At 64.8% G+C, this 23,389-nt stretch carries 25 protein-coding genes; 22 read left to right on the top strand and 3 right to left on the bottom strand.

Features of this window, described 5'->3' with window-relative positions; genetic code table 11:
* Positions 1 to 7: 7 nt before the first annotated feature.
* From rpe to AX730_RS15185, 9 genes are all read left to right on the top strand, one after another.
* Positions 8 to 697, top strand: coding sequence for a ribulose-phosphate 3-epimerase (gene rpe, locus AX730_RS15225; RefSeq protein ID WP_062357962.1), 690 nt, complete (start codon positions 8 to 10; stop codon positions 695 to 697).
* Between the two features lie 244 nt (positions 698 to 941).
* A complete protein-coding gene (yegS, locus tag AX730_RS15220; protein WP_062357961.1) occupies positions 942 to 1,880 on the top strand; it encodes a lipid kinase YegS in 939 nt (312 codons plus the stop codon).
* Positions 1,881 to 2,025: 145 nt separating this feature from the next.
* On the top strand, positions 2,026 to 3,498 hold the full coding sequence (gene trpE / locus AX730_RS15215) for an anthranilate synthase component I (RefSeq protein WP_062357959.1): 1,473 nt from the start codon (positions 2,026 to 2,028) through the stop codon (positions 3,496 to 3,498).
* Complete coding sequence (locus tag AX730_RS15210; RefSeq protein ID WP_062357957.1) at positions 3,498 to 4,589, top strand: threonine aldolase family protein; 1,092 nt, start codon at positions 3,498 to 3,500, stop codon at positions 4,587 to 4,589. The genes trpE and AX730_RS15210 overlap by 1 nt, the downstream gene beginning before the upstream one ends.
* Positions 4,590 to 4,592: 3 nt before the next feature.
* Positions 4,593 to 5,171: an anthranilate synthase component II gene (locus AX730_RS15205; protein WP_062357956.1), complete on the top strand. Its 579-nt coding sequence runs from the start codon at positions 4,593 to 4,595 to the stop codon at positions 5,169 to 5,171.
* A 65-nt stretch (positions 5,172 to 5,236) separates the two neighbouring features.
* Entirely contained in the window at positions 5,237 to 6,280 is a 1,044-nt protein-coding gene (trpD, locus tag AX730_RS15200; RefSeq protein ID WP_062357954.1) for an anthranilate phosphoribosyltransferase, read from the top strand.
* A gap of 1 nt (position 6,281) precedes the next feature.
* Positions 6,282 to 6,641, top strand: a complete 360-nt coding sequence (locus AX730_RS15195) for an antibiotic biosynthesis monooxygenase family protein (RefSeq protein WP_062357953.1) — start codon at positions 6,282 to 6,284, stop codon at positions 6,639 to 6,641.
* 47 nt (positions 6,642 to 6,688) lie between these two features.
* Positions 6,689 to 7,483, top strand: a complete 795-nt coding sequence (gene trpC / locus AX730_RS15190) for an indole-3-glycerol phosphate synthase TrpC (RefSeq protein ID WP_062357951.1) — start codon at positions 6,689 to 6,691, stop codon at positions 7,481 to 7,483.
* A complete protein-coding gene (locus AX730_RS15185; RefSeq protein WP_062357949.1) occupies positions 7,480 to 8,202 on the top strand; it encodes an HAD-IB family phosphatase in 723 nt (240 codons plus the stop codon). Before trpC ends, AX730_RS15185 begins: the two co-directional genes overlap by 4 nt.
* 15 nt (positions 8,203 to 8,217) lie before the next feature.
* Here AX730_RS15185 and AX730_RS15180 read toward each other — a convergent pair whose 3' ends face one another.
* The 3 genes from AX730_RS15180 to AX730_RS15170 form a co-directional block, all read right to left on the bottom strand.
* On the bottom strand, positions 8,218 to 8,592 hold the full coding sequence (locus AX730_RS15180; protein ID WP_083537963.1) for a zf-TFIIB domain-containing protein: 375 nt from the start codon (positions 8,590 to 8,592) through the stop codon (positions 8,218 to 8,220).
* A gap of 69 nt (positions 8,593 to 8,661) precedes the next feature.
* Positions 8,662 to 10,332: a type IV secretory system conjugative DNA transfer family protein gene (locus tag AX730_RS15175; RefSeq protein ID WP_062357945.1), complete on the bottom strand. Its 1,671-nt coding sequence runs from the start codon at positions 10,330 to 10,332 to the stop codon at positions 8,662 to 8,664.
* A 42-nt stretch (positions 10,333 to 10,374) separates the two neighbouring features.
* Complete coding sequence (locus AX730_RS15170; RefSeq protein ID WP_062357943.1) at positions 10,375 to 10,965, bottom strand: hypothetical protein; 591 nt, start codon at positions 10,963 to 10,965, stop codon at positions 10,375 to 10,377.
* Between the two features lie 653 nt (positions 10,966 to 11,618).
* On the opposite strand from AX730_RS15170, the gene AX730_RS15165 reads away from it, so the two are divergent.
* The 13 genes from AX730_RS15165 (at position 11,619) to AX730_RS19195 (ending at position 23,178) form a co-directional block, all read left to right on the top strand.
* Positions 11,619 to 12,068: a hypothetical protein gene (locus AX730_RS15165; RefSeq protein ID WP_232310278.1), complete on the top strand. Its 450-nt coding sequence runs from the start codon at positions 11,619 to 11,621 to the stop codon at positions 12,066 to 12,068.
* A 16-nt stretch (positions 12,069 to 12,084) separates the two neighbouring features.
* Positions 12,085 to 12,999 (top strand): VirB8 family type IV secretion system protein, encoded by a 915-nt coding sequence (locus AX730_RS15160; protein ID WP_062357941.1) that lies wholly within the window; start codon positions 12,085 to 12,087, stop codon positions 12,997 to 12,999.
* Positions 12,996 to 13,760 (top strand): TrbG/VirB9 family P-type conjugative transfer protein, encoded by a 765-nt coding sequence (locus AX730_RS15155; protein WP_062357939.1) that lies wholly within the window; start codon positions 12,996 to 12,998, stop codon positions 13,758 to 13,760. Before AX730_RS15160 ends, AX730_RS15155 begins: the two co-directional genes overlap by 4 nt.
* The gene (locus AX730_RS15150; protein ID WP_062357934.1) at positions 13,757 to 14,962 is read left to right on the top strand and encodes a TrbI/VirB10 family protein; all 1,206 of its coding nucleotides are present in this window, start codon (positions 13,757 to 13,759) and stop codon (positions 14,960 to 14,962) included. Before AX730_RS15155 ends, AX730_RS15150 begins: the two co-directional genes overlap by 4 nt.
* A 13-nt stretch (positions 14,963 to 14,975) precedes the next feature.
* The gene (gene virB11, locus AX730_RS15145; protein ID WP_062357932.1) at positions 14,976 to 16,016 is read left to right on the top strand and encodes a P-type DNA transfer ATPase VirB11; all 1,041 of its coding nucleotides are present in this window, start codon (positions 14,976 to 14,978) and stop codon (positions 16,014 to 16,016) included.
* Between the two features lie 101 nt (positions 16,017 to 16,117).
* Positions 16,118 to 16,915, top strand: a complete 798-nt coding sequence (locus AX730_RS18560) for a lytic transglycosylase domain-containing protein (RefSeq protein ID WP_083537961.1) — start codon at positions 16,118 to 16,120, stop codon at positions 16,913 to 16,915.
* A gap of 74 nt (positions 16,916 to 16,989) precedes the next feature.
* Positions 16,990 to 17,364: a TrbC/VirB2 family protein gene (locus tag AX730_RS15135; RefSeq protein ID WP_062357930.1), complete on the top strand. Its 375-nt coding sequence runs from the start codon at positions 16,990 to 16,992 to the stop codon at positions 17,362 to 17,364.
* The gene (locus AX730_RS15130; RefSeq protein ID WP_083537960.1) at positions 17,357 to 17,671 is read left to right on the top strand and encodes a VirB3 family type IV secretion system protein; all 315 of its coding nucleotides are present in this window, start codon (positions 17,357 to 17,359) and stop codon (positions 17,669 to 17,671) included. Before AX730_RS15135 ends, AX730_RS15130 begins: the two co-directional genes overlap by 8 nt.
* Positions 17,672 to 17,675: 4 nt before the next feature.
* A complete protein-coding gene (locus AX730_RS15125; protein WP_062357926.1) occupies positions 17,676 to 20,186 on the top strand; it encodes a VirB4 family type IV secretion/conjugal transfer ATPase in 2,511 nt (836 codons plus the stop codon).
* 22 nt (positions 20,187 to 20,208) lie between these two features.
* Positions 20,209 to 20,997 (top strand): hypothetical protein, encoded by a 789-nt coding sequence (locus AX730_RS15120; RefSeq protein WP_062357925.1) that lies wholly within the window; start codon positions 20,209 to 20,211, stop codon positions 20,995 to 20,997.
* 60 nt (positions 20,998 to 21,057) lie between these two features.
* The gene (locus AX730_RS15115) at positions 21,058 to 22,134 is read left to right on the top strand and encodes a TrbL/VirB6 family protein (protein ID WP_083537959.1); all 1,077 of its coding nucleotides are present in this window, start codon (positions 21,058 to 21,060) and stop codon (positions 22,132 to 22,134) included.
* Positions 22,135 to 22,632: a DUF4189 domain-containing protein gene (locus AX730_RS19580; RefSeq protein WP_083537957.1), complete on the top strand. Its 498-nt coding sequence runs from the start codon at positions 22,135 to 22,137 to the stop codon at positions 22,630 to 22,632. It abuts the gene before it with no gap.
* Between the two features lie 219 nt (positions 22,633 to 22,851).
* On the top strand, positions 22,852 to 23,178 hold the full coding sequence (locus tag AX730_RS19195; RefSeq protein WP_198147215.1) for a DUF4189 domain-containing protein: 327 nt from the start codon (positions 22,852 to 22,854) through the stop codon (positions 23,176 to 23,178).
* The last annotated feature ends 211 nt before the right edge of the window (positions 23,179 to 23,389 follow it).

Genomic DNA, 23,389 nt, shown 5'->3' with positions numbered 1-23,389 from the left:
CCCTTCCATGTCGAACTGCATCATCGCCCCCTCCATCCTGTCCGCGAACTTCGCCCGCTTGGGTGAGGAGGTCGACAACGTGCTGAAGGCCGGCGCCGACTGGGTGCACTTCGACGTGATGGACAACCACTACGTGCCGAACCTGACCATCGGTCCGCTGGTGTGCAGTGCGCTGCGCAAGCACGGCGTCACTGCGCCGATCGACGTGCACCTGATGGTCGAGCCGGTGGACCGGATCATCCCGGACTTCGCCGAGGCCGGCGCCAGCATCATCAGCTTCCATCCGGAAGCCTCGAAGCACGTGCACCGCACGATCCAGCTGATCAGGTCGCTGGGCTGCAAGGCCGGTCTGGTGCTCAATCCCGGTACGCCGGTCGAGGTGCTGGACTGGGTGCTGCCGGAACTGGACCTGGTGCTGCTGATGTCGGTGAACCCGGGCTTCGGCGGGCAGGCGTTCATCCCATCGGCGCTGGACAAGCTGCGCGCGGTGCGCGCGATGATCGACAAGAGCGGGAAGGACATCCGCCTGGAGATCGACGGTGGCGTGAAGGCCGACAACATCGGCCAGATCGCGGCCGCGGGCGCGGATGCCTTCGTTGCCGGCTCGGCGATCTTCAACGCGCCCGGCTCCAACGAGGCAGGTTACGCGGACGTCATCGGTCGCATGCGCCAGGCCGTGGCGGAAGCGCGCGCCTGAAAAAGCAGAAGGGCGATGACTTTCGCCACCGCCCCGGAAGAATTGGAGGCTGATCCTGCCTCCGCCCGTCGTCCCTGCTATGGCCTCCCATGCTACGGATCGTCTGTGACGGGCCCATGACAGTGCGTTCGGCAGGGATGCTGTGGGAGCGACGTGAGTCGCGAGCATGTCGGTTCCTGTGTTCGCGACTCACGTCGCTCCCACGACGGACCGGCTATGCTCGCGCCACCCTCAAGGACTCCCCATGACCGCACCCCGCTGGCGCCTGATCCTCAACGGAAAATCCGCCGGCGATGACGACCTGCGTGGGGCCGTGACCGCCATGCGCGACGACGGCATCGTCCTCGACGTGCGCGTGACCTGGGAAGACGGCGATGCCGAGCGCTACGTCGCCGAAGCGATCGCAGACGGTGTGGACACCGTGATCGCCGCGGGCGGCGACGGCACGCTGAGCGAAGTGGCGACGACGCTCGCCCATCGCGACGAGCCGGCCGACGCACTGCCGTCGCTGGGGCTGGTGCCGATGGGGACGGCGAACGACTTCGCCACCGCGGCCGGTATTCCGGACGCGCCGCTGGCGGCTATGCAACTGGTCCGCGATGCGGCGGCAGTGCCCGTGGATCTGCTGCGCATCGACGCCGACGATGGCCCGCACTGGTGCGCCAACCTGGCCAGCGGCGGTTTCGGTACCGAGGTGACGGTGGAGACCGACGAAGGCTTGAAGAAGATGCTCGGTGGACTGGCGTACCTGATCACGGGCATCGCCAAGCTCGGTCGCATCGAACCGATGACGGCGCGTGTCAAGGGTCCGGAGTTCGAATGGCAGGGCGAATTCATCGCGCTGGGCATCGGCAACGGGCGCCAGGCCGGCGGCGGGCAGGCGCTGTGTCCGGACGCATTGATCGACGACGGCGCGCTGGATTTCACCGTCGTGCCGGAGCTGTCCGGTGAGGTCGCCGCCACGATGGGCACGCTGGTGAAGGACGGCAAGCATGCGGCCCTGGATCGGGTGGCCACCCGCGCCCGATTGCCCTGGGTCGAACTGGAGGCCGACCAGCCGCTGACGCTCAACCTGGATGGCGAACCCGTGCAGTCGCGGCGGTTCCGCGTCGCCTGCGTTCCCGGTCGCGTCCGCATGCATTTGCCGGCAACCTGTCCGTTGCGTCTGAAACCAGGCGCCTAGTGGCCGGCGGGTCGATGCGTCGGGTAAAGTAGGCCCGTGTCCCATCCCGCGCTCCCGCTTTCCAAAGATTCCGCACGCCTTGGCTGGCGATGGTGGCCCGTAGCCGTCGCCCGTACCGCCACCGTGTCCCGGAAGGAAAGCCCGCTTGATCTCGCACGCCCAGTTCCAGCAGTACGCTGCTGAAGGCTTCAATCGCGTCCCCGTCGTCCGTGAAGTGCTGTCCGACCTGGACACGCCGCTCTCGGTCTACCTGAAACTCGCCGACGCGCCGCACACCTACCTGTTCGAATCGGTGGAAGGCGGCGAGCGCTTCGGCCGCTATTCCATCATCGGCCTGCCGGTGCGCCGCGTGGCCACGTTCCGCGGCCACACGCTGCAGATCCACGATCACGGCCAGCTGGTCGAGACGCGCGAGGTCGCCGACCCGTTCGCCGAAGTCGAGGCCCTGCGTGCGGCCTACGCAGTGCCCAAGCTGGACGGCCTGCCCGGATTCACCGGTGGCCTGGTCGGCTGGTTCGGCTTCGAGTGCATCGGTTACATCGAGCCGCGGCTGGCGACCGGCGACAAGCCGGACGAACTCGGCACGCCCGACATCCTGCTGATGCTGTCGGAAGAAGTGGCCGTCTTCGACAACCTCAAGGGGCGGCTGTACCTGATCGTCCATGCCGATCCGCGCGAACCCGACGCGTGGGACGCCGCGCAGGCACGACTCGATGCCTTGACCCACAAGCTGCGCCAGCCGGGGTCGTATCCCACGCCGATCACCCGCGACGTGCTGGACGAGAGCCACTTCGTCTCCGGCTTCACGCACGACGGTTTCATCGCCGCGGTGGAGCAGTCGAAGGAATACATCCGCGCCGGCGACATCTTCCAGGTCGTGCTGAGCCAGCGCCTCAGCGTGCCGTTCAATGCGCGGCCGGTGGATGTCTATCGCGCGCTGCGCGCGCTGAATCCGTCGCCGTACATGTACTTCCTCGATGTCGGCGACGTGCAGGTGGTCGGGTCGTCGCCGGAGATCCTGGTGCGGCTGGAACAGGGCGAGGTCACCGTGCGCCCGATCGCCGGCACGCGTCCGCGCGGGAAGACGCACGACGAGGACATCGCGCTGGAAGCCGAGCTGCTGGCCGATCCGAAGGAGCGCGCCGAGCACCTGATGCTGATCGACCTGGGCCGCAACGACACCGGCCGTGTGTCGGAAGCCGGTACCGTGCAGGTCGGTGAGCAGTTCGTCATCGAGCGCTACAGCCATGTCATGCACATCGTCAGCGAGGTGACCGGCAAACTGCTGCCCGGGCTCAGCTACGCCGACGTGCTGCGTGCGACGTTCCCGGCCGGCACCGTCAGCGGCGCGCCGAAGATCCGCGCGCTGGAAGTGATCCGCGAGCTGGAACCGATCAAGCGCAACGTCTACGCCGGCAGCATCGGCTACATCGGCTGGCATGGCGATGCCGATACCGCCATCGCCATCCGCACTGCCGTCATCAAGGACGGCCGCCTGCACGTGCAGGCCGGTGCCGGCATCGTCTACGACTCCGATCCCGAGAAGGAATGGGACGAGACGATGAACAAGGGCCGCGCGCTGTTCCGCGCCGTGGCCGAAGCGGCGAAGGGGCTGTGATGGACGTCGCTACCGACAACGCGCGGATCAGCCTGCGCAACGACTACAGCGAGGGTGCGCATCCGCGCCTGCTGCAGGCGCTGGCCGTGGCGAGCACGGAGATCAACCGCGGTTACGGTCTGGACGTCCACAGCGCCCGTGCCGCGGCGCTGATCCGTGATCGCCTCGCCCGCGATGCCGACGTGCACTTCCTCGCCGGCGGCACGCAGACCAACCTCGTCGCGCTGGCGGCCTTCCTGCGTCCGCACGAAGCGGTGGTCGCGCCGGCCAGCGGCCACATCGCCACGCACGAGACCGGTGCCATCGAGGCCAGCGGCCACAAGGTGCTGACCGTCGTCACCCCTGACGGCAAGTTGACTCCGGCGCTGATCCAGCCCTGTATCGACGGCCACAGCGGCGAGCACATGGTGAAGCCGCGGCTGGTCTACATCTCCAACACGACCGAATGGGGCACGCTCTACAGCGCGATGGAGCTGCAGGCGCTGGGCGAGTTCTGCCGCAGCCGTGGCCTGTTGCTCTATGTCGACGGCGCGCGCCTCGCCTCGGCGCTGACCACGCCCGGCAACGATGTCGACCTGGCGCTGCTGTCGACGGAAGCGGATGCGTTCTACATCGGTGGCACCAAGAACGGTGCGCTGCTGGGCGAGGCGCTGGTCATCGTCAATCCGGCGTTGCGTACGGATTTCCGCCACGTCATCAAGCAGCGCGGTGCGATGCTGGCCAAGGGCATGGTGGTCGGCGCGCAGTTCGAGGCCCTGTTCGAGGACGGGTTGTACTTCGTGCTGGCGACGCATGCGAACGTCATGGCGGAACGCTTGCGCGAGGTCCTGCAACAGGCTGGCGTGCCGCTTGCGGTGGATTCGCCGAGCAACCAGGTGTTCCCGGTGCTGCCGGACGCGGTCGTCGAGCGCCTGCGGGAGCAAGTCGAGTTCGAGACCTGGGAACGGCGCGGCGACGGCACTACGGTGATCCGGCTGATGACGTCGTGGGCGACGCCGGAATCGGTTATCGAGGCGTTTGCAGCGACCTTATTCTCGATTTATCAGGACGGACCGGCCGCGCCTTCCGCCCCGCAGGCACAAGGAGCCTGAGCGATGCTGTTGATGATCGACAACTACGACAGCTTCACCTACAACCTCGTGCAGTACCTGCAGTCGCTGGGGGCCGAGGTGAAGGTGGTGCGCAACGACGCGATGACCGTGGACGAGATCGCCAAGCTGGCGCCCGAGCGCATCGTCATCTCGCCCGGCCCATGCACGCCGAACGAGGCCGGGGTGTCGCTCGAGATCATCGAGCGGCTTGGCGCCACCACGCCGATCCTCGGCGTCTGTCTCGGCCACCAGAGTCTCGGTCAGGCCTATGGCGGCAACGTCATCCGCGCCGGCCGCATCATGCACGGCAAGACCTCGCGCATCCGTCATGAAGGCAAGGGCGTATTCGCCGGCCTGCCGGATGCCTACGAAGCCACGCGCTACCACTCGCTGGTGGTCGAACGCTCCAGCCTGCCGGAGGCGCTGGAAGTCACCGCCTGGACCGAGAACGACGACGGCAGTTTCGAAGAGATCATGGGGCTGCGCCACCGTGAATTCCCGGTGGAGGGCGTGCAGTTCCATCCGGAGTCGATCCTGACCGAGCACGGCCACGCCCTGCTGAAGAACTTCCTCGAACGATGAGGTAGGGCGGGCCTTGGCCCGCCGTTGCCACGCCGGTGGGCCAAGGCCCACCCTACGGAGCCGACATGCCATTGACCCCACAAGAAGCGCTGCAACGCACGATCGAGCACCGTGAGATCTTCCATGACGAGATGGTCGATCTGATGCGCCAGATCATGCGCGGCGACGTGTCGCCGACCATGACGGCGGCCATCCTGACCGGCCTGCGCGTGAAGAAGGAAACCGTCGGTGAAATCGCCGGCGCGGCCACGGTCATGCGCGAGTTCTCGCGAACGGTGGACGTCGCGGATCGCACGCACCTGGTCGACATCGTCGGTACCGGCGGCGACGGCTCGCACACGTTCAACATCTCCACCTGTTCGATGTTCGTCGCGGCGGCGGCGGGTGCGCGCATCGCCAAGCACGGCAACCGCAGCGTGTCGTCGAAGTCGGGTAGTGCGGACGTGCTGGAGGTGCTGGGCGTCAACATCGAACTGCAGCCGGATCAGGTGGCGCAGTCGATCGCGCAGGCCGGCATCGGTTTCATGTTCGCGCCGGTCCATCATCCGGCCATGAAGGTCGTCGCGCCGGTGCGGCGCGAGATGGGCGTGCGCACCATCTTCAACATCCTCGGGCCGCTGACCAATCCGGCGGGTGCGTCGAGCATCCTGATGGGCGTATTCCATCCGGACCTGGTCGGCATCCAGGCGCGCGTGCTGCAGGAGCTGGGCGCAGAGCGCGCACTGGTGGTGTGGGGCCGTGACGGCATGGATGAGCTGTCGCTGGGCGCCGGCACGCTGGTTGGCGAGCTGCGCGACGGCGAAGTTCGCGAGTACGAGCTGCACCCGGAAGATTTCGGCATCGCGATGGCGGCCAGCCGCAACCTGCGCGTCGCCGATGCCGCCGAATCGAAGGCGATGCTGCTGGGTGTGCTGGACAACCGGCCCGGTCCGGCGCGCGAGATCGTGGTCCTGAACGCCGGTGCGGCTTTGTACGTAGCCGGCGTGGCGGAGAGCATCGAAGACGGCATCGCACGTTCGCGCGACGCCATCGCCAGCGGCCGTGCACTGGAGCGGCTGCAGCAGTTCGTCGCCACCACCCAGGCATTGGGAAAACAGGACACGCTCTGACATGGCCGCCAGCGGATTCGCCAGCCTGCCCAAGCCTCCTTACTACGCGGTGCTCTTCTCCTCGCAGCGCAACGGCCAGGACGATGCCGGTTACGGTGCCATGGCCGAGCGCATGGTCGAACTGGCGCAGCAGCAGCCCGGCTTCCTCGGCATGGAGTCCACGCGTGGTGCGGATGGCTTCGGCATCACGGTGGCGTACTGGGAGAGCGAGGCCGCGATCCTTGCCTGGCGCCAGCATGCCGAGCACACGGCGGCGCGCGAGCAGGGACGTCGGGACTGGTACGACCACTTCGAACTGCGGGTCGCCAGGGTCGAGCGTGCTTACGGCTGGGACCGCGAAGCCGCCGGGCGCCGCGGATAGTGCGAAAATAGGGGTCCCGCACAGGCGGGTGCCCGCCTGAGGACTGCATGAGCGACATCCTGACCACCATCCTCGCCCGCAAGGCAGAGGAAATTGCCGACCGCAGCGCACGCGTTCCGCTGGCCGACCTGCGTGCCCGCATCGCCGACGCATCGCCGACCCGTGGTTTCGCCGATGCACTCAACGCGATGATCGCGCAGGGCGATCCGGCGGTGATCGCCGAGATCAAGAAGGCGAGCCCGTCGAAGGGCGTCATCCGTCCGGACTTCCGTCCGGCCGACATCGCGGTGAGCTACGAGTTCGGTGGTGCGGCCTGCCTGTCGGTGCTGACCGATGTCGACTTCTTCCAGGGCGCGGACGATTACCTGAGACAGGCGCGCGAGGCATGCACGCTGCCGGTGCTGCGCAAGGACTTCACCGTCGACCCCTACCAGGTGTACGAGGCGCGCGTGCTCGGCGCCGACTGCATCCTGCTGATCGTGGCGGCGCTCGATGACGGGCAACTGGTCGACCTGTCCGGGTTGGCGATGGAACTGGGCATGGACGTGCTGGTCGAGGTGCACGACATCGATGAACTCGAACGCGCGCTGCAGGTGCCCGTCCCGCTGGTCGGCATCAACAACCGCAACCTGCGTACGTTCGAGGTATCGCTGCAGACCACGCTGGAGATGAAGACTGCGGTGCCGAAGGACCGCGTGCTGGTGACCGAAAGCGGCATCCTGGCACCGGCCGACGTGACGCTGATGCGTGATGCGGGCGTCAATGCCTTCCTGGTCGGCGAGACCTTCATGCGGGCCGAAGAACCCGGCGAGGCGCTGCGTCAGCTATTCTTTGCGGCATGACGGACGTTTCCTATCCGACGCCACGTCCGGACGCCCCGGTCGTCGTCTTCGATTTCGACCACACGCTGTACGACGGCGATTCCGGTGGTCACCTGGTCAAATGGCTGATCCAGCGCAATCCGCTGCGCACGGCGGTCGCGCTGGCCGCGTCGATCGTGCTGGGGCCGATGGTGGCCTTCCTGCCGACGCGCCGCCGGGGGATCTCCGGCTATATCTGGATCGGCACGTTCGGCCTGCACGGCCGGCGCAGCTTCGATGCGCTCATCGACCAGTACGTGGCGACGCATCGTGACGACGTGCAGCAGCGCCTGCTCCCGCACGCGCTGGAGGTGTTCCGCGACCACCGCACGCGGGGCGACAACGTGGTGGTGGCTACTGGCGCACCGCCGGAACTGGCGCGCGCGATCCTCAGCTTCGTCGCCCACGAGGACGTGCCGGTCATCGGCACCGCCGTCGGCCCGCGTTTCGGCGCGGTCGTGGCCACGCGTCACTGCCACAACGAAGAGAAGATGCGCATGCTGCGCGAACGCGGCTATGGCGAAGTCGCCGTAGCGTATTCGGACAGCAGCGCCGACCTGCCGTTGCTCAAGGCGGCGCGCGCGCCCGTGGTGGTGAACCCGAAGGCCGCGCGCGTGGCGATGTTCCGCCGCGTGCTGCCGCCCGGCACGCCCATCCTCAACTGGGGTTGCAAGGAACGCGGCGGGGCAGGCTCGGCCTGACCGCCTGGCGCCGGCTCAGATCCGTTCCGGTGCGTTCCAGTCCCTGATCAGGTCGGCGAACTCGATCTCCGCGAAATCCTGGTACTCGCCGGCATCGTAGAAGCGGCCGTAACAGTTCTTGCAGCTCTCGAACCAGATGTGCGGCTGCTGCGGGTCGACCATGCGGATCAGGTCCCAGTGGCCGATGCAGACCGGGCACTTGATCCGGTCCACCTTGTTGCATTCCTCGCCCTGCGCCGGATCGCCGGTGTCGATCTCCTCGGCCCGGTGCTTGAGCGTCTCGTGCGCCATCATCTCGAACCACAGCCCCTTGCAGCGGGTGCAGCGATGCGCGCTGGCCTCGGGTTCTACAATCAGCTCCATGGAGCCTTGGCACTTGGGGCATTGCATGGCGGCATCTCGGCGGGGCGGACGGCGGGATTCTACCCCGGACGTCCGCCGTTGCCAGCGATGGGGCCGCTACAGCCGCAAGGGTTCGATGTCGACCTTCGGCAGCAGGCGCTTGGTGAAGTAGCTGTCCTGGTAGTAGCGGACCTTCCGGCACAGGATGGGGTGGGCGAGTCCCTCGTACAGCACGATTTCCTTCTCCGGTCCCATCGCCTTCAGTTCCTGGGGTAGCATCAGCGCACGCTTCTCCAGCACCTCGTTGTCCGACACGTTGCGCCCTTGTCCGTGCGAGCGTGTGCGGGCGCGGCGCTTGATGGTGGTGTAGCCCAGCATCTCCGAGTAGTCGTTGGCATCCTGCTGTTCGCGCGGGGCGTAGATGATCTGCAGTGCATGGTTGGTGATGATGGTGCGCGACAGCTCCTTGCCGTAGACCGCGTCCAGCTGCGCCATCGACTGGATGATCGGCAGCAGGCGCAGGTTGTAGCCGGCCATGTAGGCGACCGCCTTGGCGATGATGTCGACGCGGCCGATCGCGGTGAACTCGTCCATCAGCAACAGGCACTGGTGCTTGAGCGTCGGATCGTTCTGCGGCAGCACCTTGGTGTTGACGTTGATCAGCTGGCTGAAGAACAGGTTCACGATCAGGCGGCTCTCTGCCAGCTTGTTCGGCTGGATGCCGACATAGATCGTCATCCGGCGTCGGCGCACGTCGTCCAGGCGGAAGTCATCGGCGCTGGTCGCCGCATCCAGCACCGGGTTCAGCCAGGGATTCAACGGCTCGCGGAAGGAGCCGATGATGGACGCGAAGGTCACGTCCGCCTGCGACAGCAGGCCGGCGAACGCGGTGCGTGCCTGTCCGCTCAGGAAGGGCGCCTCCACCAGTTTCTGCAGGTAGGGCTTCATCTCGCCACCGTCGCCCGACGACAGGCGCAGTACCGAGCCCAGCGTGGGCAGTTCCGCCGTGCTGTCGTGGTCGCGTCGTTCGAACAGGTACAGCGTGAAGGCGAGGAAGGCGTTGCGCGCCTGGCTGACCCAGAACTTGTCCTTGTCATCGCCATCCGGATACAGCATCGCGGCGATGCTCTGCAGGTCCGACACGCGGAAAGCCGGATCCGGCGAGACGTAGGTCATCGGATTCCAGCGATGGCTGCGACGGTCTTCGGCGAACGGGTTGAACAGGTACACCTCGTGGCCGATGGACCGCCGCCAGCCCGATGTCAGGTCGAAGTTCTCCTGCTTGATGTCCAGCACCACCGCGGATTCACGGTAATCCAGCAGGTTGGGAATCACGACGCCGACACCCTTGCCGGAGCGCGTCGGCGCGGCAAGGACGACGAACTGTTGCCCGGACAGGCGCAGCAGTTTCCCGTTCATCTGGCCCACCACGATGCCGGTGTCCTTGCCCGACAGGAAGCCCTTGTTCGCCAGGTCGATCATGCCGGCGAAGCGCGCGCGTCCGTGCAGGTTCCGGTAGCTGCGCAACTGGTAGACCATCACCGACAGTGCGGCCCAGACCAGCAGCATCAGTCCACCACCCACGGCGCCCGCCGTCTTGATGCGCCACGCGTAGGGCTGCACGCGCGGGTGATCGAGATGCTTCAGGTAGTCGATGTAGGTGCCGATGCCGACGAGCCCGCCGTCCAGACCCAGGAGCAGCAGCGCCAGATAACCGGAGAGATACAGGGCGCCCACCGCTGCGAGCGCGGCAAGCACCACGATGATCAGAATACGTGTACTGCCCACGCGACCCCCTGTCGTCGTTCCATGATGAATGCGGTGGCGGTTTCAGCGTCCGCCGCCCGCGGCTCCTTCCTGCTTCCCCGATGTGTCGATCAGCACGTACTGGTCGTTCTTCTGCCAGCGCGGCAGGCCATCCTGCAACTTGATGCAGGGCTGCCCGCTGCAGGAGGTGATGGTGATGTGCTGCAACGCTTCCAGTACCTCCGCATCTACCTTCGCGCGCTCCGAGCGCTGCACGTTGTGCCATGCCGCGTAGCCGCTGCCCGCCACCAGCAGCAGGCAGGCGACCGACAGCACGCCCAGCGATTTCCAGCCGAGGAAGCGCGCGCGCTGCGACAGGTGCGCCTGCTCGCGTTGCAGGTGGTCGGCTACCTGGCGAAGTCGTGCCGCCGTCTCACCGATGCTGTGCGTCGCCGCGGAAATCTCTTGCGCCAATGCGTCATGCACCGCGCCGCGCGCCTGCGCGCTCATCTCGCGCTTGCCGTCCTCGATGGTCTGCCTGACCACGATGGCGGATGCCTGAAGCTCATGTGCCGAGCTCTGTTGCGCGGCTGCGGCCTTGTTGCACTGTTCTGTCAGATGCGCCGCCAGCAACGTTGCATTGGCAACGAACTCTTCCATCTTCGACGGTTCCATATCGCTCCTTGTCGCCCGAGGAATGACCACAGCCTCATCGCCAGCATGATGCAAGAGGTGTTTTTCATTCAAGAGAGAAGCAGATCTTCGAGGCATGCCGTAGGAAATTTCCTACAGGCGTGACGAAGTTTCGTCTGTAGCAATCCGGCGACGTCATTCTTGTTCATCGCAGCGAATGTAGTTTTCACATTCGATGTGACGTCGTTCGTTCTTTCACATGCTTCTTCACGCTGATGATCGAACAGGCGCGTGAAGTTTCATCAAGTTGCAGTGCACGCGTTGTTTTATGGGCTTTAGTGGGTTTGGTTAATGACGGTGAAAATAGTCGTACACATGTTTACGTTTTTATTTTTGTTGACGACACAAAACCGCGTGGCTATGTTCGGCTCGACTGTGGTGATGCACTACGCGGATTCAACGTGCGATGCACGTGAGGTCGCATGAGCGTCAAAGGAGTGTGAGCGCATGGATGCGAGTACAGGGGGTAATGCGCAGGCAGGTGTCCTGCGCAAGGCGATGGCCTCGGGAAGCCTCTGGATCCCGACGCGCGCGGGCGTGCATTGCCACCCGGACACATTCATCAGTGCCGTGACGCGCCCCATGAGGGGCACGCATCGGATGTGTGTTGCCGAAAATTGCAGAAAGGTGGATTCGTGATCCGGAGCGTCGTTCTTCGCAAGGCGATGGTGTCGTGTGTCGTGATGGTGCCGGTGGTGGTCGCGGGATGCGCGACGCCGCAGGCCGCGGATATCAATGGACGCTGGCGTCCGGTGAACCGGTTTGCAGAGGCACCGCAGGCCATTCCCTTGCAGCAGACCTACATCTATCAGGCCTCGCCCGCAGATGGCACGCTCAAGACGATGCTGATGCGCTGGGCCAAGGACGGACGGCTCACGCTGGCGTACCTGCATCCGAACGATTACACGCTGCACGCGCCGGTCGCGCAGATCCGCACCAGCAGTCTGGACGACGCGGCCTCATCGCTGTCTGCCGCATATGCGGATCAAGGGGTCCAGGTCGTCATCGAACGCCCGCGCATCATCGTGAGCCAGGTGTCGCTGCCCTCGGCGGACGTGCGGCCGGCCACAGCGCTGGGTGACTGAGAACGACGGCCCGCGCATGTTCAAGAAGAAGACCTCTTCCCCCGATATCGATCGCGCCGTCACGCAGGGCGTCAGTTTCGAACTGACGCTGGCGGAACGCGCGCGAAAAAGCGAGCGGCGCGCCTGGCTGGTGGCGTGGTTGGCCATCGTGATGTCGCTGATCCTCGCAGGTGGGTACTTCCTGTTCCTGCCATTGAAGGAGAAAGTGCCGTACCTGGTCATGGCCGATCCGTATACCGGTACCGCCAGCATCGCGCGCCTGTCCGGCAACTTTCAGGATCGCGACGTCACCACCGAGGAGGCGATCAACAAGAGCAACGTCGCGCAGTTCGTGCTCGCGCGTGAATCCTACGATTCGGGCCTTATCGGTCAGCGCAACTGGCGCACGACATTGTCGATGGCGGGCCCGGCGGTGTCGCCTGCCTACATCGCGCTGCACTCGGAGAGCAATCCGGAGCGGCCGTTCCGTCTGTACGGCGGGGCCAGTTCGGTGCGTAGCCGTATCCTCAGCATCGTCCTGATCGGGGCAGGCACCGGTGCTCGTCCTACCGGTGCGACGGTGCGCTTCCAGCGCAGCCTCTACGACAAGGGACGAGGCCAGGTGCAGCCGCTGGACAGCCGCATTGCCACGCTGGAGTTCACCTACAACCCCGACCTTCGCCTGAGCGAGGAAGACCGGCTGTTGAATCCGTTGGGATTCCGCGTGACCAACTACCGCGTCGACGATGATTTTACCGCCACGCCAGTGCCGGAGCGCGAGTTCCCGGCGCCGCCTGCGCAGCCCGCCTCGCCCACCGTGGCCGCTCCTGCGCCTGTCGATCCCGTCGCTGCCGGTGCGCACGCAGCCCCCGCCGAGAACGACGTATCGACGGCGCCGCAGCCCGCGGAGCAGTCGGAAACCCGGAATGGACCTGGAGTGCCACAACGATGAGCTTGAAGGACGCCCTGCTGCGTGTGGCCGCCATCGGCCTGTTGCTGGCGATCCTGCCGGCGGTTGCGCAGGTGATCGAGGAGTACACGTATGCGCCCGACAAGGTGTATCCGGTGCGCACCGGCCTCGGCATTACGACGCAGATCGAGTTGTCCCCGCACGAGGAGATCCTGGACTTCAGCACGGGCTTCAGTGGCGGCTGGGACATCAGCCGTCGCGGCAATGTGTTCTACCTGAAGCCCAAGAACGTGGATGTGGACACCAACCTGCTGGTGCGTACCGCCGCCCACTCGTACATCTTCGAGTTGAAGGTCGTGGCGACGGACTGGCGCGTGCTCGACCAGGCGCGGGCGGCAGGTGTGCAGTACCGTATCAAGTTCGCCTATCCCGGCGATACCAGCTTCGCCGGCATCGACAACAAGCCGCAGGAAGTGGCGTCCGAACTCAGCACCGAGGTGCAGCCGGGGCGCGCCTACCACTTCAACTACGAATACGCGCAGCGCAAGCGCGGTCCCGCCTGGCTGGTGCCGACGACGGTCTACGACGATCGCCGCTTCACCTACATCCGGATGGGCGACCGCACACGCTTCCCCAGCGGCAACTTCCCGGTGGTGTTCGCACGGGAGAGCGAGGAAGGCGATGAGTTCGTCGTCAACTCGACCGTGCAGGACGACACCATCGTCGTGCACGGCACGTATCCCTACTTGGTCATCCGCCACGGCGACAACGTGGTGGGCCTGCGCAGGAGCCCGGAGCAATGAACCAGACGCCGAACGATCATCCGGACATGGGCCCCGAGCGCGTGGCTCCGCAGAGTCCGTACCAGACCGCGCGCCCGGCGCTGGAGCCCGACCTGGACGCGAACGCGCCCTACCTGCGCTCTGCGGACGTGCAGCGGCTCAACCGCAAGGCGCTGCTGTTCCTCGCCGGCATCATCATGCTGATGTTGCTCGTGGTGTTCTGGATATTCGGCGGCGGGCTGTCCTCGAAGGGCGACCGCGAACCACTGCCAGCGAAGGGCGAACAGGTAGTGATCCCCGCCGCGCCGCGCGATCTGCCCGAACTGCCGCCAGAGGCGATGCCGGTCGCGGTCGAACCGGACCTGCCGCCGTTGCCGGTGATGGATGATACAGGCCCATCGACAGCCTCGATGATGGCCATGCCATCCGGCATGCCGGGACGACAGGAGCCCACGCTGCGCGAGCGGCGCATGCTCGATATGGCCAGCACGTTCGGCGAAGGCGGACGGGATGCCGCCGCTCCACCGCAGGAGCCGGGCATGGCCGAGTACGCCGCGATGCTGGCCGGACAGCCGGGGCAGGGGCCCGCGATCCCGCGCGAGGCGCCGGATGGCATGACCAGCGCGAAGCCGCTCTACAACCCCAACACCCTGCTGCTGCGCGGGACCTACATCCGCTGCGTGCTCGAATCACGCGTGATCACCGACGTGCCGGGTTACACCTCCTGCGTCGTCACCGAGCCGGTGTACTCCGTCAACGGCAAGCGCCTGCTGCTGCCGCGCGGCTCGAAAGTGATGGGCAGCTACACCTCCGAAGCCATCATCGGCGAGCGTGCCGCGATCGTGTGGGACCGCATCACCACCCCCACCGGAATGGACGTCAACATGCGCAGCCCCGGCACCGACATGCTGGGCGCGGCCGGCAATCCGGGCCATTACTCCGCACACTGGGCGCAGCGCATCTCGTCCGCGCTGCTGATCAGCATGCTCAGCGATGCCTTCAAGTACGCCGGCGCCAAGCACGGTCCGCAGGAGACCTCGATCGTCAGCGGCGCCGTCGTCCAGAACCCCTACCAGAGCAACACCGCCAGGACCATGGAGCGCCTGGCCAACATGGCACTGGACCGCAACATGGCGCGGCCACCCACGGTGACGATCAACCAGGGCACCATCGTCAACGTCTACGTGGCGCGCGATGTTGATTTCGCCGCGGTGATGCGCTGACGGGCCTGCAGTCATGGATACGCAGAACGAGCCACTTGCCCGCGTCTCCAACGAGTTCCTGGACTACCAGTACCAGGTGCTCGGGATCGGCGAGCACATGCACTCCTCGGACGTCACCGAGATCTGCATCAACCGTCCGGGCGAGCTCTACCTCGAGACGGCGCGCGCGGGCTGGCTGAAGGCGGACGTGCCGACACTGACCTTCGAGCGCGCCCGCCAGTTCTGCACCTCCGTCGTCAACGAAAGCAACACTGGCCAGCGCATCACCGACATCGACCCGATGGTCTCGCTGACCTTTCCGACCGGTCAGCGCGCCCAGTTCGTGATCCCTCCGGCCTGCGACGCTGGCAAGGTGTCGATCACCATCCGCCTGCCGGCGAAATTCAGCAAGACGCTGGAGCAATACGAGCAGGATGGCTTCTTCGACGAAATCCTCGAGCAGCAGCAGATCCTCGGCGACCACGACCAGGAACTGCTGGAACTGCGCCGCAGGCGCAACTACGCCGAGTTCTTCCGCAAGGCCGTGCAGTACCACAAGAACATCGTGGTGGCAGGTGCGACCGGCAGTGGCAAGACCACTTTCATGAAGTCCCTGGTCAACCACATCCCCGACCAGGAGCGCCTGGTGACGATTGAGGACGCGCGCGAGCTGTTCATCCGGCAGCCCAACGTCGTGCACCTGCTGTACTCCAAGGGCGGGCAGAGCGCCAGCAACGTCACCGCCAAGAACTGCATGGAGGCCTGCCTGCGCATGAAGCCGGACCGCATCATCCTGGCCGAGCTGCGTGGCGACGAATCGTTCTACTTCATCCGCAACTGCGCATCCGGCCATCCGGGCTCCATCACCAGCTGCCATGCAGGCAGCACGGCGCAGACGTGGGACCAGCTTGCGCTGATGGTGAAGGCCTCGGCCGAAGGCGCCGGACTGGAGTTCGATGTCATCAAGCGCTTGCTGAAGATGACCATCGACATCGTTGTGCACATCAAGGCGCACGCCGGACGCCGCTACATCACCGGCATCGATTTCGATCCCGCCCGTGCGCTGGGCTCCTGAAGGACGCGTATGAAGCTCCCACGCACATCGATGGAAACAACGGCAGGGGAAAAGCGTACGGACGCCTGCATCACCTGTGGCCGGACGAGGAGGAACCGCTGATGTTGCCGGGCATGGAACTGATGGGATGCACCGGACTGGCGGTTCCGCCGACGGTGATGGAGCACGTCGTGAAAGTCGAATCGTCGTTCAATCCCTACGCGATCGGCGTGGTGGGAGGGCGGCTCGCGCGACAGCCGCGCAACCTTGACGAGGCGGTATCAACGGCCCGCATGCTGGAAGACCGTGGCTACAACTTCTCGCTGGGACTGGCCCAGGTCAACCGGTACAACCTCGCGCGGCAAGGTCTGCACAGCTACAAGAAGGCATTCGACGTCTGCCCCAACCTGCAGGCCGGTTCGCGCATCCTCGCCGAGTGCTATTCGCGCTCCGGCAGCGACTGGGGCAAGGCGTTCAGCTGCTACTACTCCGGCAACTTCACCACCGGCTACCGGCACGGCTATGTGCAGAAGGTGTTCGCGTCCTGGCAGCGGCAGGCGGGCGAAGGCAGCACGGCGGCCATTCCCGTGATCGACCGCCGGACCGCGAGCACTCCGGCGCGAATCGGGTCGCGGGCGGCCGCGACATCGTCGCGCGTGGCGCGACGCATCGAGGAAGCGCAGGGCGATCGCCCGGACGTGCAGCGCCGCGTCGCTGCGTCGGCTGGAGTGCCGCAAGCGCCCGCGGCCGTCGCACCCGCGGTGGCGAGGTCGCCGATTGCGGCCGCGGCGACGGCCACCGCCCAGGCCTCCGCCGAGGCGCCGGTTCTCGTGCAGGCCTACTACCAGAACACCGCCGAGGCGCCGCAGGCGCCACAGGCCGTGCAGGCATCCGGGAGGGACGACGCTTTCGTCTTCTAGCAGAACCCGCCAGGGATGGCCCATCGGCACGCGAAAGTGCCACACACCGTTGCAACCACCATTTGGGGTCCACTATGAACAACATCCAGGTTATCCAAGCAAAGCAGGCATCCGGTGCCTTCGTCATGGCGGTCGCCGCCGCCATCGCGCTGGCTTTCCCCGAACTGGCGTTCGCCCAGGACGTTACCGGCGCGCAGGGGCGCGTCACCAGCTTCTTCACCAACATCAACTCGCTGTTGAACGTGGCGTCGATTGCCATCGTGACCATCGCGGTGATCTTCGCGGGCTACCAGATCGCGTTCAACCACAAGCGCGTGGGCGATGTGGCGCCGGTGCTGATCGGTGGCTTCCTGATCGGCGCTGCCGCGCAGATCGCCAAGATGCTGCTGCCGGCAGATGTCACCTCAACCACGATGGTCGTGGGCCAGATGCTGACGCAGTATGCATAGGAACGTGCTGTTCAGGGGTTGCACGCGCCCGCCCATGTTCATGGGGGTGCCCTACGTGCCCTTCACGATCGGGGCGGGCGGCTGCCTGCTGCTCACGTTCTACTTCAACATGTTCTTCCTGGCCTTGCTGCCGCTGGTCATCTTCATCATGCGGCAGATGGCACGCCGCGACGAAATGATCTTCCGGCTGCTCGGCTTGCGGTGGCAGTTCCGGACCAAGGTCCGGAACCTCCGCCACCACGAAGGCATGTGGGTGTTCACGCCCAATACCTACCGCAAGCGTTTCGACGAATCGATTCCGGACTGATCCCATGCTCGCGCCCGACCCGTCCATCGCCGAGTTCGTTCCGCTGTCCGCCCATGTGTCGCCGCACGTGGTCAAGACGACGGGCGGCGATTTCCTGCTGACATGGCGGCTGGACGGGCTCCCGTTCGTGGGGCGCGAGGAGTGGGAACTGGAGCACCGCCACAACACGTTCAACCGCATGCTGCAGACCCTGCGCGCCCCCGACTTCGTGAACGTCGCGTTCTGGGTGCACGACCTGCGGCGACGCGGACGCGTGCGCTCCGGTGCGCGCTTCGGACAGGCATTCAACCAGGAATTGTCGGACGGATACCTCGACGCGTTGTCGGCGCAGAAGATCATGCAGAATGAGCTGTACCTCACGATGATCTACCGACCCATCGTGCTGGGAAAGAAGTTCGTCGAGAAGTCAGCCAGCGTGCCGCGCCTGCAGGCCGAACAGGAGCAGGCGGTAGGCAAGCTGATGGAGCTCGCCGGCAACGTCGAGGCGGTACTGAAGGACTATGCGCCGATCCGGTTGGGCATGTACGAGTCCGATGCGGGGGGCGTGTTCTCCGAGACGCTGGAGTTCTTCGGCTTCGTGCTCAACCGCATCTCGGAGCCGGTGCCGGTGTTGAACGCGCCGCTGTACGACTACCTGGCCGTCAGCCGTCACATGTTCTCATCGAAGACGGGCGACTTCGCGGTGAGCGCGCCGGACGGAAAGAACCACTTCGGTGCCATCCTCAATATCAAGGAATACACCGATGGCACCTGGCCCGGCATCCTCAATGGCTTGAAGTATCTGGACTTCGAGTACGTCATCACCCACTCGTTCAGCCCGATGGGACGCCAGGATGCCTTGAAGGTACTGGACCGTACCAAGGGCATGATGATTTCGTCCGGCGACAAGGCAGTCAGCCAGATCGTGGAACTGGACCACGCCATGGACCAGGTCGCCTCGGGCAACTTCGTCCTCGGCGAGTACCACTTCATCATGGTGCTATACGCGGAAGACCAACAGCGCCTCTCGCAGAATGTGGCCGTCGCACGTGCGGAACTGTCCAACGCCGGCTTTGTCTCGGCGAAGGAAGACCTGGCCGTCTGTTCGTCGTTCTATTCGCAGCTGCCGGGCAACTGGCGTTACCGCACCCGTCTGGCCAACGTCAGTTCACTGAATTTCTTAGGCCTATCGCCATTGCACAATTTCGCCACCGGAAAGCGCGACAACAATCCGTGGGGCGACAGCGTGACCGTGCTGCAGACCACCAACGGGCAGCCGTACTACTTCAACTTCCACGCCACCCATCCGGCGGAGAACTCGCTCGGCGAGAAGGCCATTGCCAACACGATGGTCATCGGCAAGTCGGGTACGGGCAAGACGGCGCTGATCAACTTCCTGCTCAGCCAGGTGCAGAAGTTCGATCCCGTGCCGACGATCTTCTTCTTCGACAAGGACCGCGGCGCGGAGATATTCGTGCGCGCCTGCGGTGGCAATTACCTGGCACTGGAGAACGGGCAGCCGACCGGGTTCAATCCGTTCCAGTGCGAGCGCACCGACGCCAACGTGCAGTTCCTCGCCGGGCTGGTCAAGGTCCTGGCGGGCAAGACCCACTACACCGCGCGCGAGGACGAGGATGTGTTCCGTGCGGTGGAGGCGATGCTGGACATGCCACTCCATTTGCGGTCGATGACCAATTTCCAGAAGAGCCTGCCCAACATGGGCGACGACGGCCTGTACGCACGCCTGCGCAAGTGGACGGCCGGGAATGTGCTGGGCTGGGTCTTCGACAATCCCGTGGACACCATCGACCTGAGCCGCGCCAGCATCATCGGCTTTGACTACACCGACGTCATCGAGAACGCGGAGATCCGTGTGCCGGTGATCAACTATCTGCTGCACCGGCTGGAGGAGCTCATCGACGGCCGGCCGCTGATCTACGTGATGGACGAGTTCTGGAAGATCCTCGACGGCGGCGGTGCGCTGAAGGACTTCGCGAAGAACAAGCAGAAGACGATCCGGAAGCAGAACGGCCTGGGCATCTTCGCCACGCAGAGCCCGGAGGATGCGCTGGCCAGCGACATCTCAGCCGCGCTCATCGAACAGACGGCCACGCTGATCCTGCTGCCCAATCCGAATGCGGCGCGCGAAGACTACATCGACGGCCTGAAGCTGACCGATGCGGAGTTCCAGGTGATCAAGAGCCTGGACGAGCGTTCGCGTTGCTTCCTGGTCAAGCAGGGTCACGCGTCGACGGTCTGCCAGCTCAACCTGCGCGGGATGGACGACGCGCTGGCGGTGATCTCGGCCAGCACCGACAACATCGAGATCATGCACAGGATCGTCGACGACGAGGCGCTGCGCCTCGGCATCGACAAGGCCGACCTGCTGCCCGAGCAGTGGCTGCCGCGTTTCCAGCAGGAGCGGAAGGGCTCGCGAAGCCGAAGGGAAACATCCGGCGCGTCGTCATCCACTCCGGAAGACCGTTCCACCGGCCCGCGCTCCACACGGCCCGCCTACTCCAGTATTCAGCGCTGAACGGATCGAAGAGGACACCATCATGAACCCGCTGACATTGCACCTCACCACACGCCATATCGCCATCGCCTTCCTTGTGGTGGGGATGGGCGCCGCGTCCATCGCACACGCGCAATGGCGGGTGGTCGACAACGCGGCCAACACCAAGCTCCAGGACATGAACGGCCGTATCGGCACGACCAGCGCCAACGGGACCGGCAATGGCACGGTCAACGGCAACCTTCGCGAGTTGTATCAGCAGCAGGTCTTCGAATCGTTCAACGGCAACAACGACGACAGCAAGGCCGCGCCCGAGCCGGAGGAAAAGCTGCAGCACGCGCAGCCGACCCGGAGCGGCGTCAACATGAATGCCGACAACCGCTGCAAGCAGGCCAGCAGCGGCATCGCCCAGCAGCAGTACCAGCTGTGCCGCGAGATCGTGGACACGGAGCTTGCGAAGTACAACTACTCGCTGAAGATGTACGAGGTGACCACGCAGCGCCAGCGCTACCTGGATGATCTCAAGCGCCAGCGCGGTGGCATCCGCAGCCACGAGGTCGGCAAGCTGCAGGACAACACGAACCGCATCCTGCTGCTGATGTCGCAGATGGAGATCGATCGCCAGCAGCAGCAGACTTACATGGACGCGTATATCGCCCGCATCGGCTACCTGCAGGAAGCGAGCAAGACGCTTTCCCAGCAGGCGCTGGACGGCAAGGGCAACGCATCGGGAGGTCCCGGTGGCGGCCTGGGCGGCATCATCGGGGGTGCCGTGGGTATCGGTACGCTGAAGATCGCGCTGGATGCAGCGCAATCCAGGCGCCGCAACTGATCTGATCCGGAACACGGGCGGCGAAGCAGGACGCATCGCCGCCACACGAAGGAATGAAGCATGGTGCATTTGCCATCATTGGATAACGGACTTGCCTTCCTGCTGCGCGGAATGGAAGCAGCGATCGGCGCCGTCGAGCGCTGGGCGTTCTTCAGGCTGATCTTCGATTGGGTCGACGAGGAGATCAACGTGTTCCGCGACAACCTGCTTGGCGCGATGGCCGAGTGGGTGGGCGGCATCGCGTTCGTCCTGCTGACGCTCTGGGTGCTGCTGCAGGGGTACCGCATCGTCACCGGCCAGTCCCGGCAGTTCATGATGGAGCTGGTGGTCAAGTCGTTGAAGTGGGTGATGATCATCACCGTCGCGACCACGTTCGCGCTGGGAAGTAGCAACATCCACCAACTGCTGACCGACGACATGCCGCGCACCATCAACGAGCTGGTGACCGGCGAGGACGAAGGGCCTGAGGATTCGATCGACGACAACCTTCAGACGATGGAAGTTGCAATGGTCGCGATCGACGCGCTCTACACCAGCTTCGACGAAACACTGCAGGCCGCCAAGACCCGGACCATGTGGTTCACCGGCGTCGGGGTTGCCGGGCCTTCGCTGATGGGCGGTGCAATTCTGCTGATGTACAAGATGGCCATGGCGCTCTTCATCGGCCTGGGTCCGTTCTTCATCCTGACCCTGGGATTCGAACAGACCAAGAGCATGTTCCAGAAGTGGGTGTGGTACGGCATCGGCACCATGTTCTCGCTCGCGGTACTGAGCTTCACGGTGTCGATGATCTCGAAATTGCTCGGCGTGGTCGCCGTCGCCTATGTCGCCCAGTACGTGGCGACGCTCGCGGCCAACACCTCGCCGCAGGGTGTCAGCAGCATGGCCATGCAGCAGGGTGGCCTGGGTCTGTTGATGACCCTCTTTCTGGTCACGGTGCCGCCGATGGCTGCTGCGTTCTTCCAGGGCACTGTCGGTCAGTTCATGGCGTACAACGCGTTCGGGCAGGGGCAGGCGATGCAGCCGACCGGCTCTGGCTACACCCCGGTTCCAAGCCAGCCTGCTACCGGCCAAGCGGATGCCAGAGCTACCGTTCAGGCCGGCGTGCCGAACGGAACTCATAGGAGCGCAGGTTAGATGCGCGCAACGATTTTTGTCACGACACTTGTCGCGGGGCTGCTTGTTTCCAGCGGTCACGCATCAGCTCAGATGGCATGTCCTCAGGGTGTGACGCCAGGAAGCTCCCAATGTTTACCTACCGGTGGTGCCGTCGCGCCTCCTGCACGCGCACCCCGCTGGGTGCTTACATGGGGGGCGATGGCCGAAGATCAGAGGTCGTCGATCGTGGGAACCTCGAGTGGTGAGCTGTCGCGTGGTGCTGCGCAGCGAGCGGCAGTGAGGAAGTGCGAGGCGATGGGGGGCGAGGGCTGCAAGGCTGTGTATTCCTACAAGAATACGTGCGCGGTAGTTGCAGAGCCGATTGCACTTTTGGAATTTATGCATGGGTACTATCAGAACGGACCTACGGTAGAAGAGGCAACCCGCCTGGTGATTCCCCAATGCAGAAATGGGAACGGCGGACACGATTGCCGCGTCATCTATTCTAATTGCACCGCGCCGATCCTGCGGAAGTAAGGATATGGAGCCGATCAATTCCCAATATTTGATTAAGCCGCCATGGAGATGAAGTTCATGATCTTCCTTCTATCGCTATGCGGGAGCTTGAGCGCGATGGCGAGTGCCCAGACTGCATGCCCGCAAGGCGTGAAACCGGGGAGCTCGCAATGCCTCCCAACTGGTGTGTCGGGAGAACAAGCAGCGCCACCGCTCCACTGGCGAAACACCTGGGGCCCCATGGCAGAAGACGAAGAGAACGGATACGTCGGTACGTCGGCAGGCCAGTTGACCAAGGCAGCGGCACGACGCGAAGCGAAGAGAAAATGCGTCGCGATGGGTGGGATCAACTTCAAGCCGGCCTACGAGTACAAGAATAGCTGTGCGGTCGTGGCAGAGCCCATCGATGCCGTAGGCAAGTCTATTGCTTACCATCAGAATGGCCGGGATGTCGAGGAGGCCTCCAGTCTTGCACTTCCGAAGCGCGTCGCACTGAATGCCAGAGTCTGCAAGGTAAATTACTCGAACTGTTCCCATCCAGTATTGGTCAACTACAGCGGAACATGATCGGTCGTCGCGCATGTCACTCCCCGATCTTGATGGCTGGCGTTGCTTTGGCTGCGGGTAGTGCTTCTGCTTTCGCGCAGACAGCCTGCCCTCAGGGCGTGACGCCTGGGAGCCAACAATGTCTACCGACCAATCAGGGCGCCACATCAGCGCCTATGACCCACCCCCAGAGAACTGGGCCAACGTAAAGTAGAGACTTTGTTCCGCATGG

Origin of the sequence: Pseudoxanthomonas mexicana, assembly GCF_001556105.1 — a bacterium.
Lineage (GTDB): Bacteria > Pseudomonadota > Gammaproteobacteria > Xanthomonadales > Xanthomonadaceae > Pseudoxanthomonas_A > Pseudoxanthomonas_A mexicana_A.
The sequence above is the reverse complement of the archived record's forward strand: the minus strand, read 5'-3'. Positions and strand labels throughout refer to the sequence as shown.

Bases quoted from the DNA above. Each gene is read 5' to 3' on its own strand.
- AX730_RS19580 (WP_083537957.1), top strand. From the start codon at position 22,135: ATGCGCGCAACGATTTTTGTCACGACACTTGTCGCGGGGCTGCTTGTT.
- AX730_RS15150 (WP_062357934.1), top strand. From the start codon at position 13,757: ATGAACCAGACGCCGAACGATCATCCGGACATGGGCCCCGAGCGCGTG.
- trpC (WP_062357951.1), top strand. From the start codon at position 6,689: ATGAGCGACATCCTGACCACCATCCTCGCCCGCAAGGCAGAGGAAATT.
- trpD (WP_062357954.1), top strand. From the start codon at position 5,237: ATGCCATTGACCCCACAAGAAGCGCTGCAACGCACGATCGAGCACCGT.
- AX730_RS15115 (WP_083537959.1), top strand. From the start codon at position 21,058: ATGGTGCATTTGCCATCATTGGATAACGGACTTGCCTTCCTGCTGCGC.
- AX730_RS15210 (WP_062357957.1), top strand. From the start codon at position 3,498: ATGGACGTCGCTACCGACAACGCGCGGATCAGCCTGCGCAACGACTAC.
- AX730_RS15135 (WP_062357930.1), top strand. From the start codon at position 16,990: ATGAACAACATCCAGGTTATCCAAGCAAAGCAGGCATCCGGTGCCTTC.
- AX730_RS15160 (WP_062357941.1), top strand. From the start codon at position 12,085: ATGTTCAAGAAGAAGACCTCTTCCCCCGATATCGATCGCGCCGTCACG.
- AX730_RS15155 (WP_062357939.1), top strand. From the start codon at position 12,996: ATGAGCTTGAAGGACGCCCTGCTGCGTGTGGCCGCCATCGGCCTGTTG.
- AX730_RS15185 (WP_062357949.1), top strand. From the start codon at position 7,480: ATGACGGACGTTTCCTATCCGACGCCACGTCCGGACGCCCCGGTCGTC.
- AX730_RS15120 (WP_062357925.1), top strand. From the start codon at position 20,209: ATGAACCCGCTGACATTGCACCTCACCACACGCCATATCGCCATCGCC.
- AX730_RS15170 (WP_062357943.1), bottom strand. From the start codon at position 10,965: ATGGAACCGTCGAAGATGGAAGAGTTCGTTGCCAATGCAACGTTGCTG.
- rpe (WP_062357962.1), top strand. From the start codon at position 8: ATGTCGAACTGCATCATCGCCCCCTCCATCCTGTCCGCGAACTTCGCC.
- AX730_RS15130 (WP_083537960.1), top strand. From the start codon at position 17,357: ATGCATAGGAACGTGCTGTTCAGGGGTTGCACGCGCCCGCCCATGTTC.
- AX730_RS19195 (WP_198147215.1), top strand. From the start codon at position 22,852: ATGGCAGAAGACGAAGAGAACGGATACGTCGGTACGTCGGCAGGCCAG.
- AX730_RS15195 (WP_062357953.1), top strand. From the start codon at position 6,282: ATGGCCGCCAGCGGATTCGCCAGCCTGCCCAAGCCTCCTTACTACGCG.
- virB11 (WP_062357932.1), top strand. From the start codon at position 14,976: ATGGATACGCAGAACGAGCCACTTGCCCGCGTCTCCAACGAGTTCCTG.
- AX730_RS18560 (WP_083537961.1), top strand. From the start codon at position 16,118: ATGTTGCCGGGCATGGAACTGATGGGATGCACCGGACTGGCGGTTCCG.
- yegS (WP_062357961.1), top strand. From the start codon at position 942: ATGACCGCACCCCGCTGGCGCCTGATCCTCAACGGAAAATCCGCCGGC.
- AX730_RS15180 (WP_083537963.1), bottom strand. From the start codon at position 8,592: ATGCAATGCCCCAAGTGCCAAGGCTCCATGGAGCTGATTGTAGAACCC.
- AX730_RS15125 (WP_062357926.1), top strand. From the start codon at position 17,676: ATGCTCGCGCCCGACCCGTCCATCGCCGAGTTCGTTCCGCTGTCCGCC.
- AX730_RS15205 (WP_062357956.1), top strand. From the start codon at position 4,593: ATGCTGTTGATGATCGACAACTACGACAGCTTCACCTACAACCTCGTG.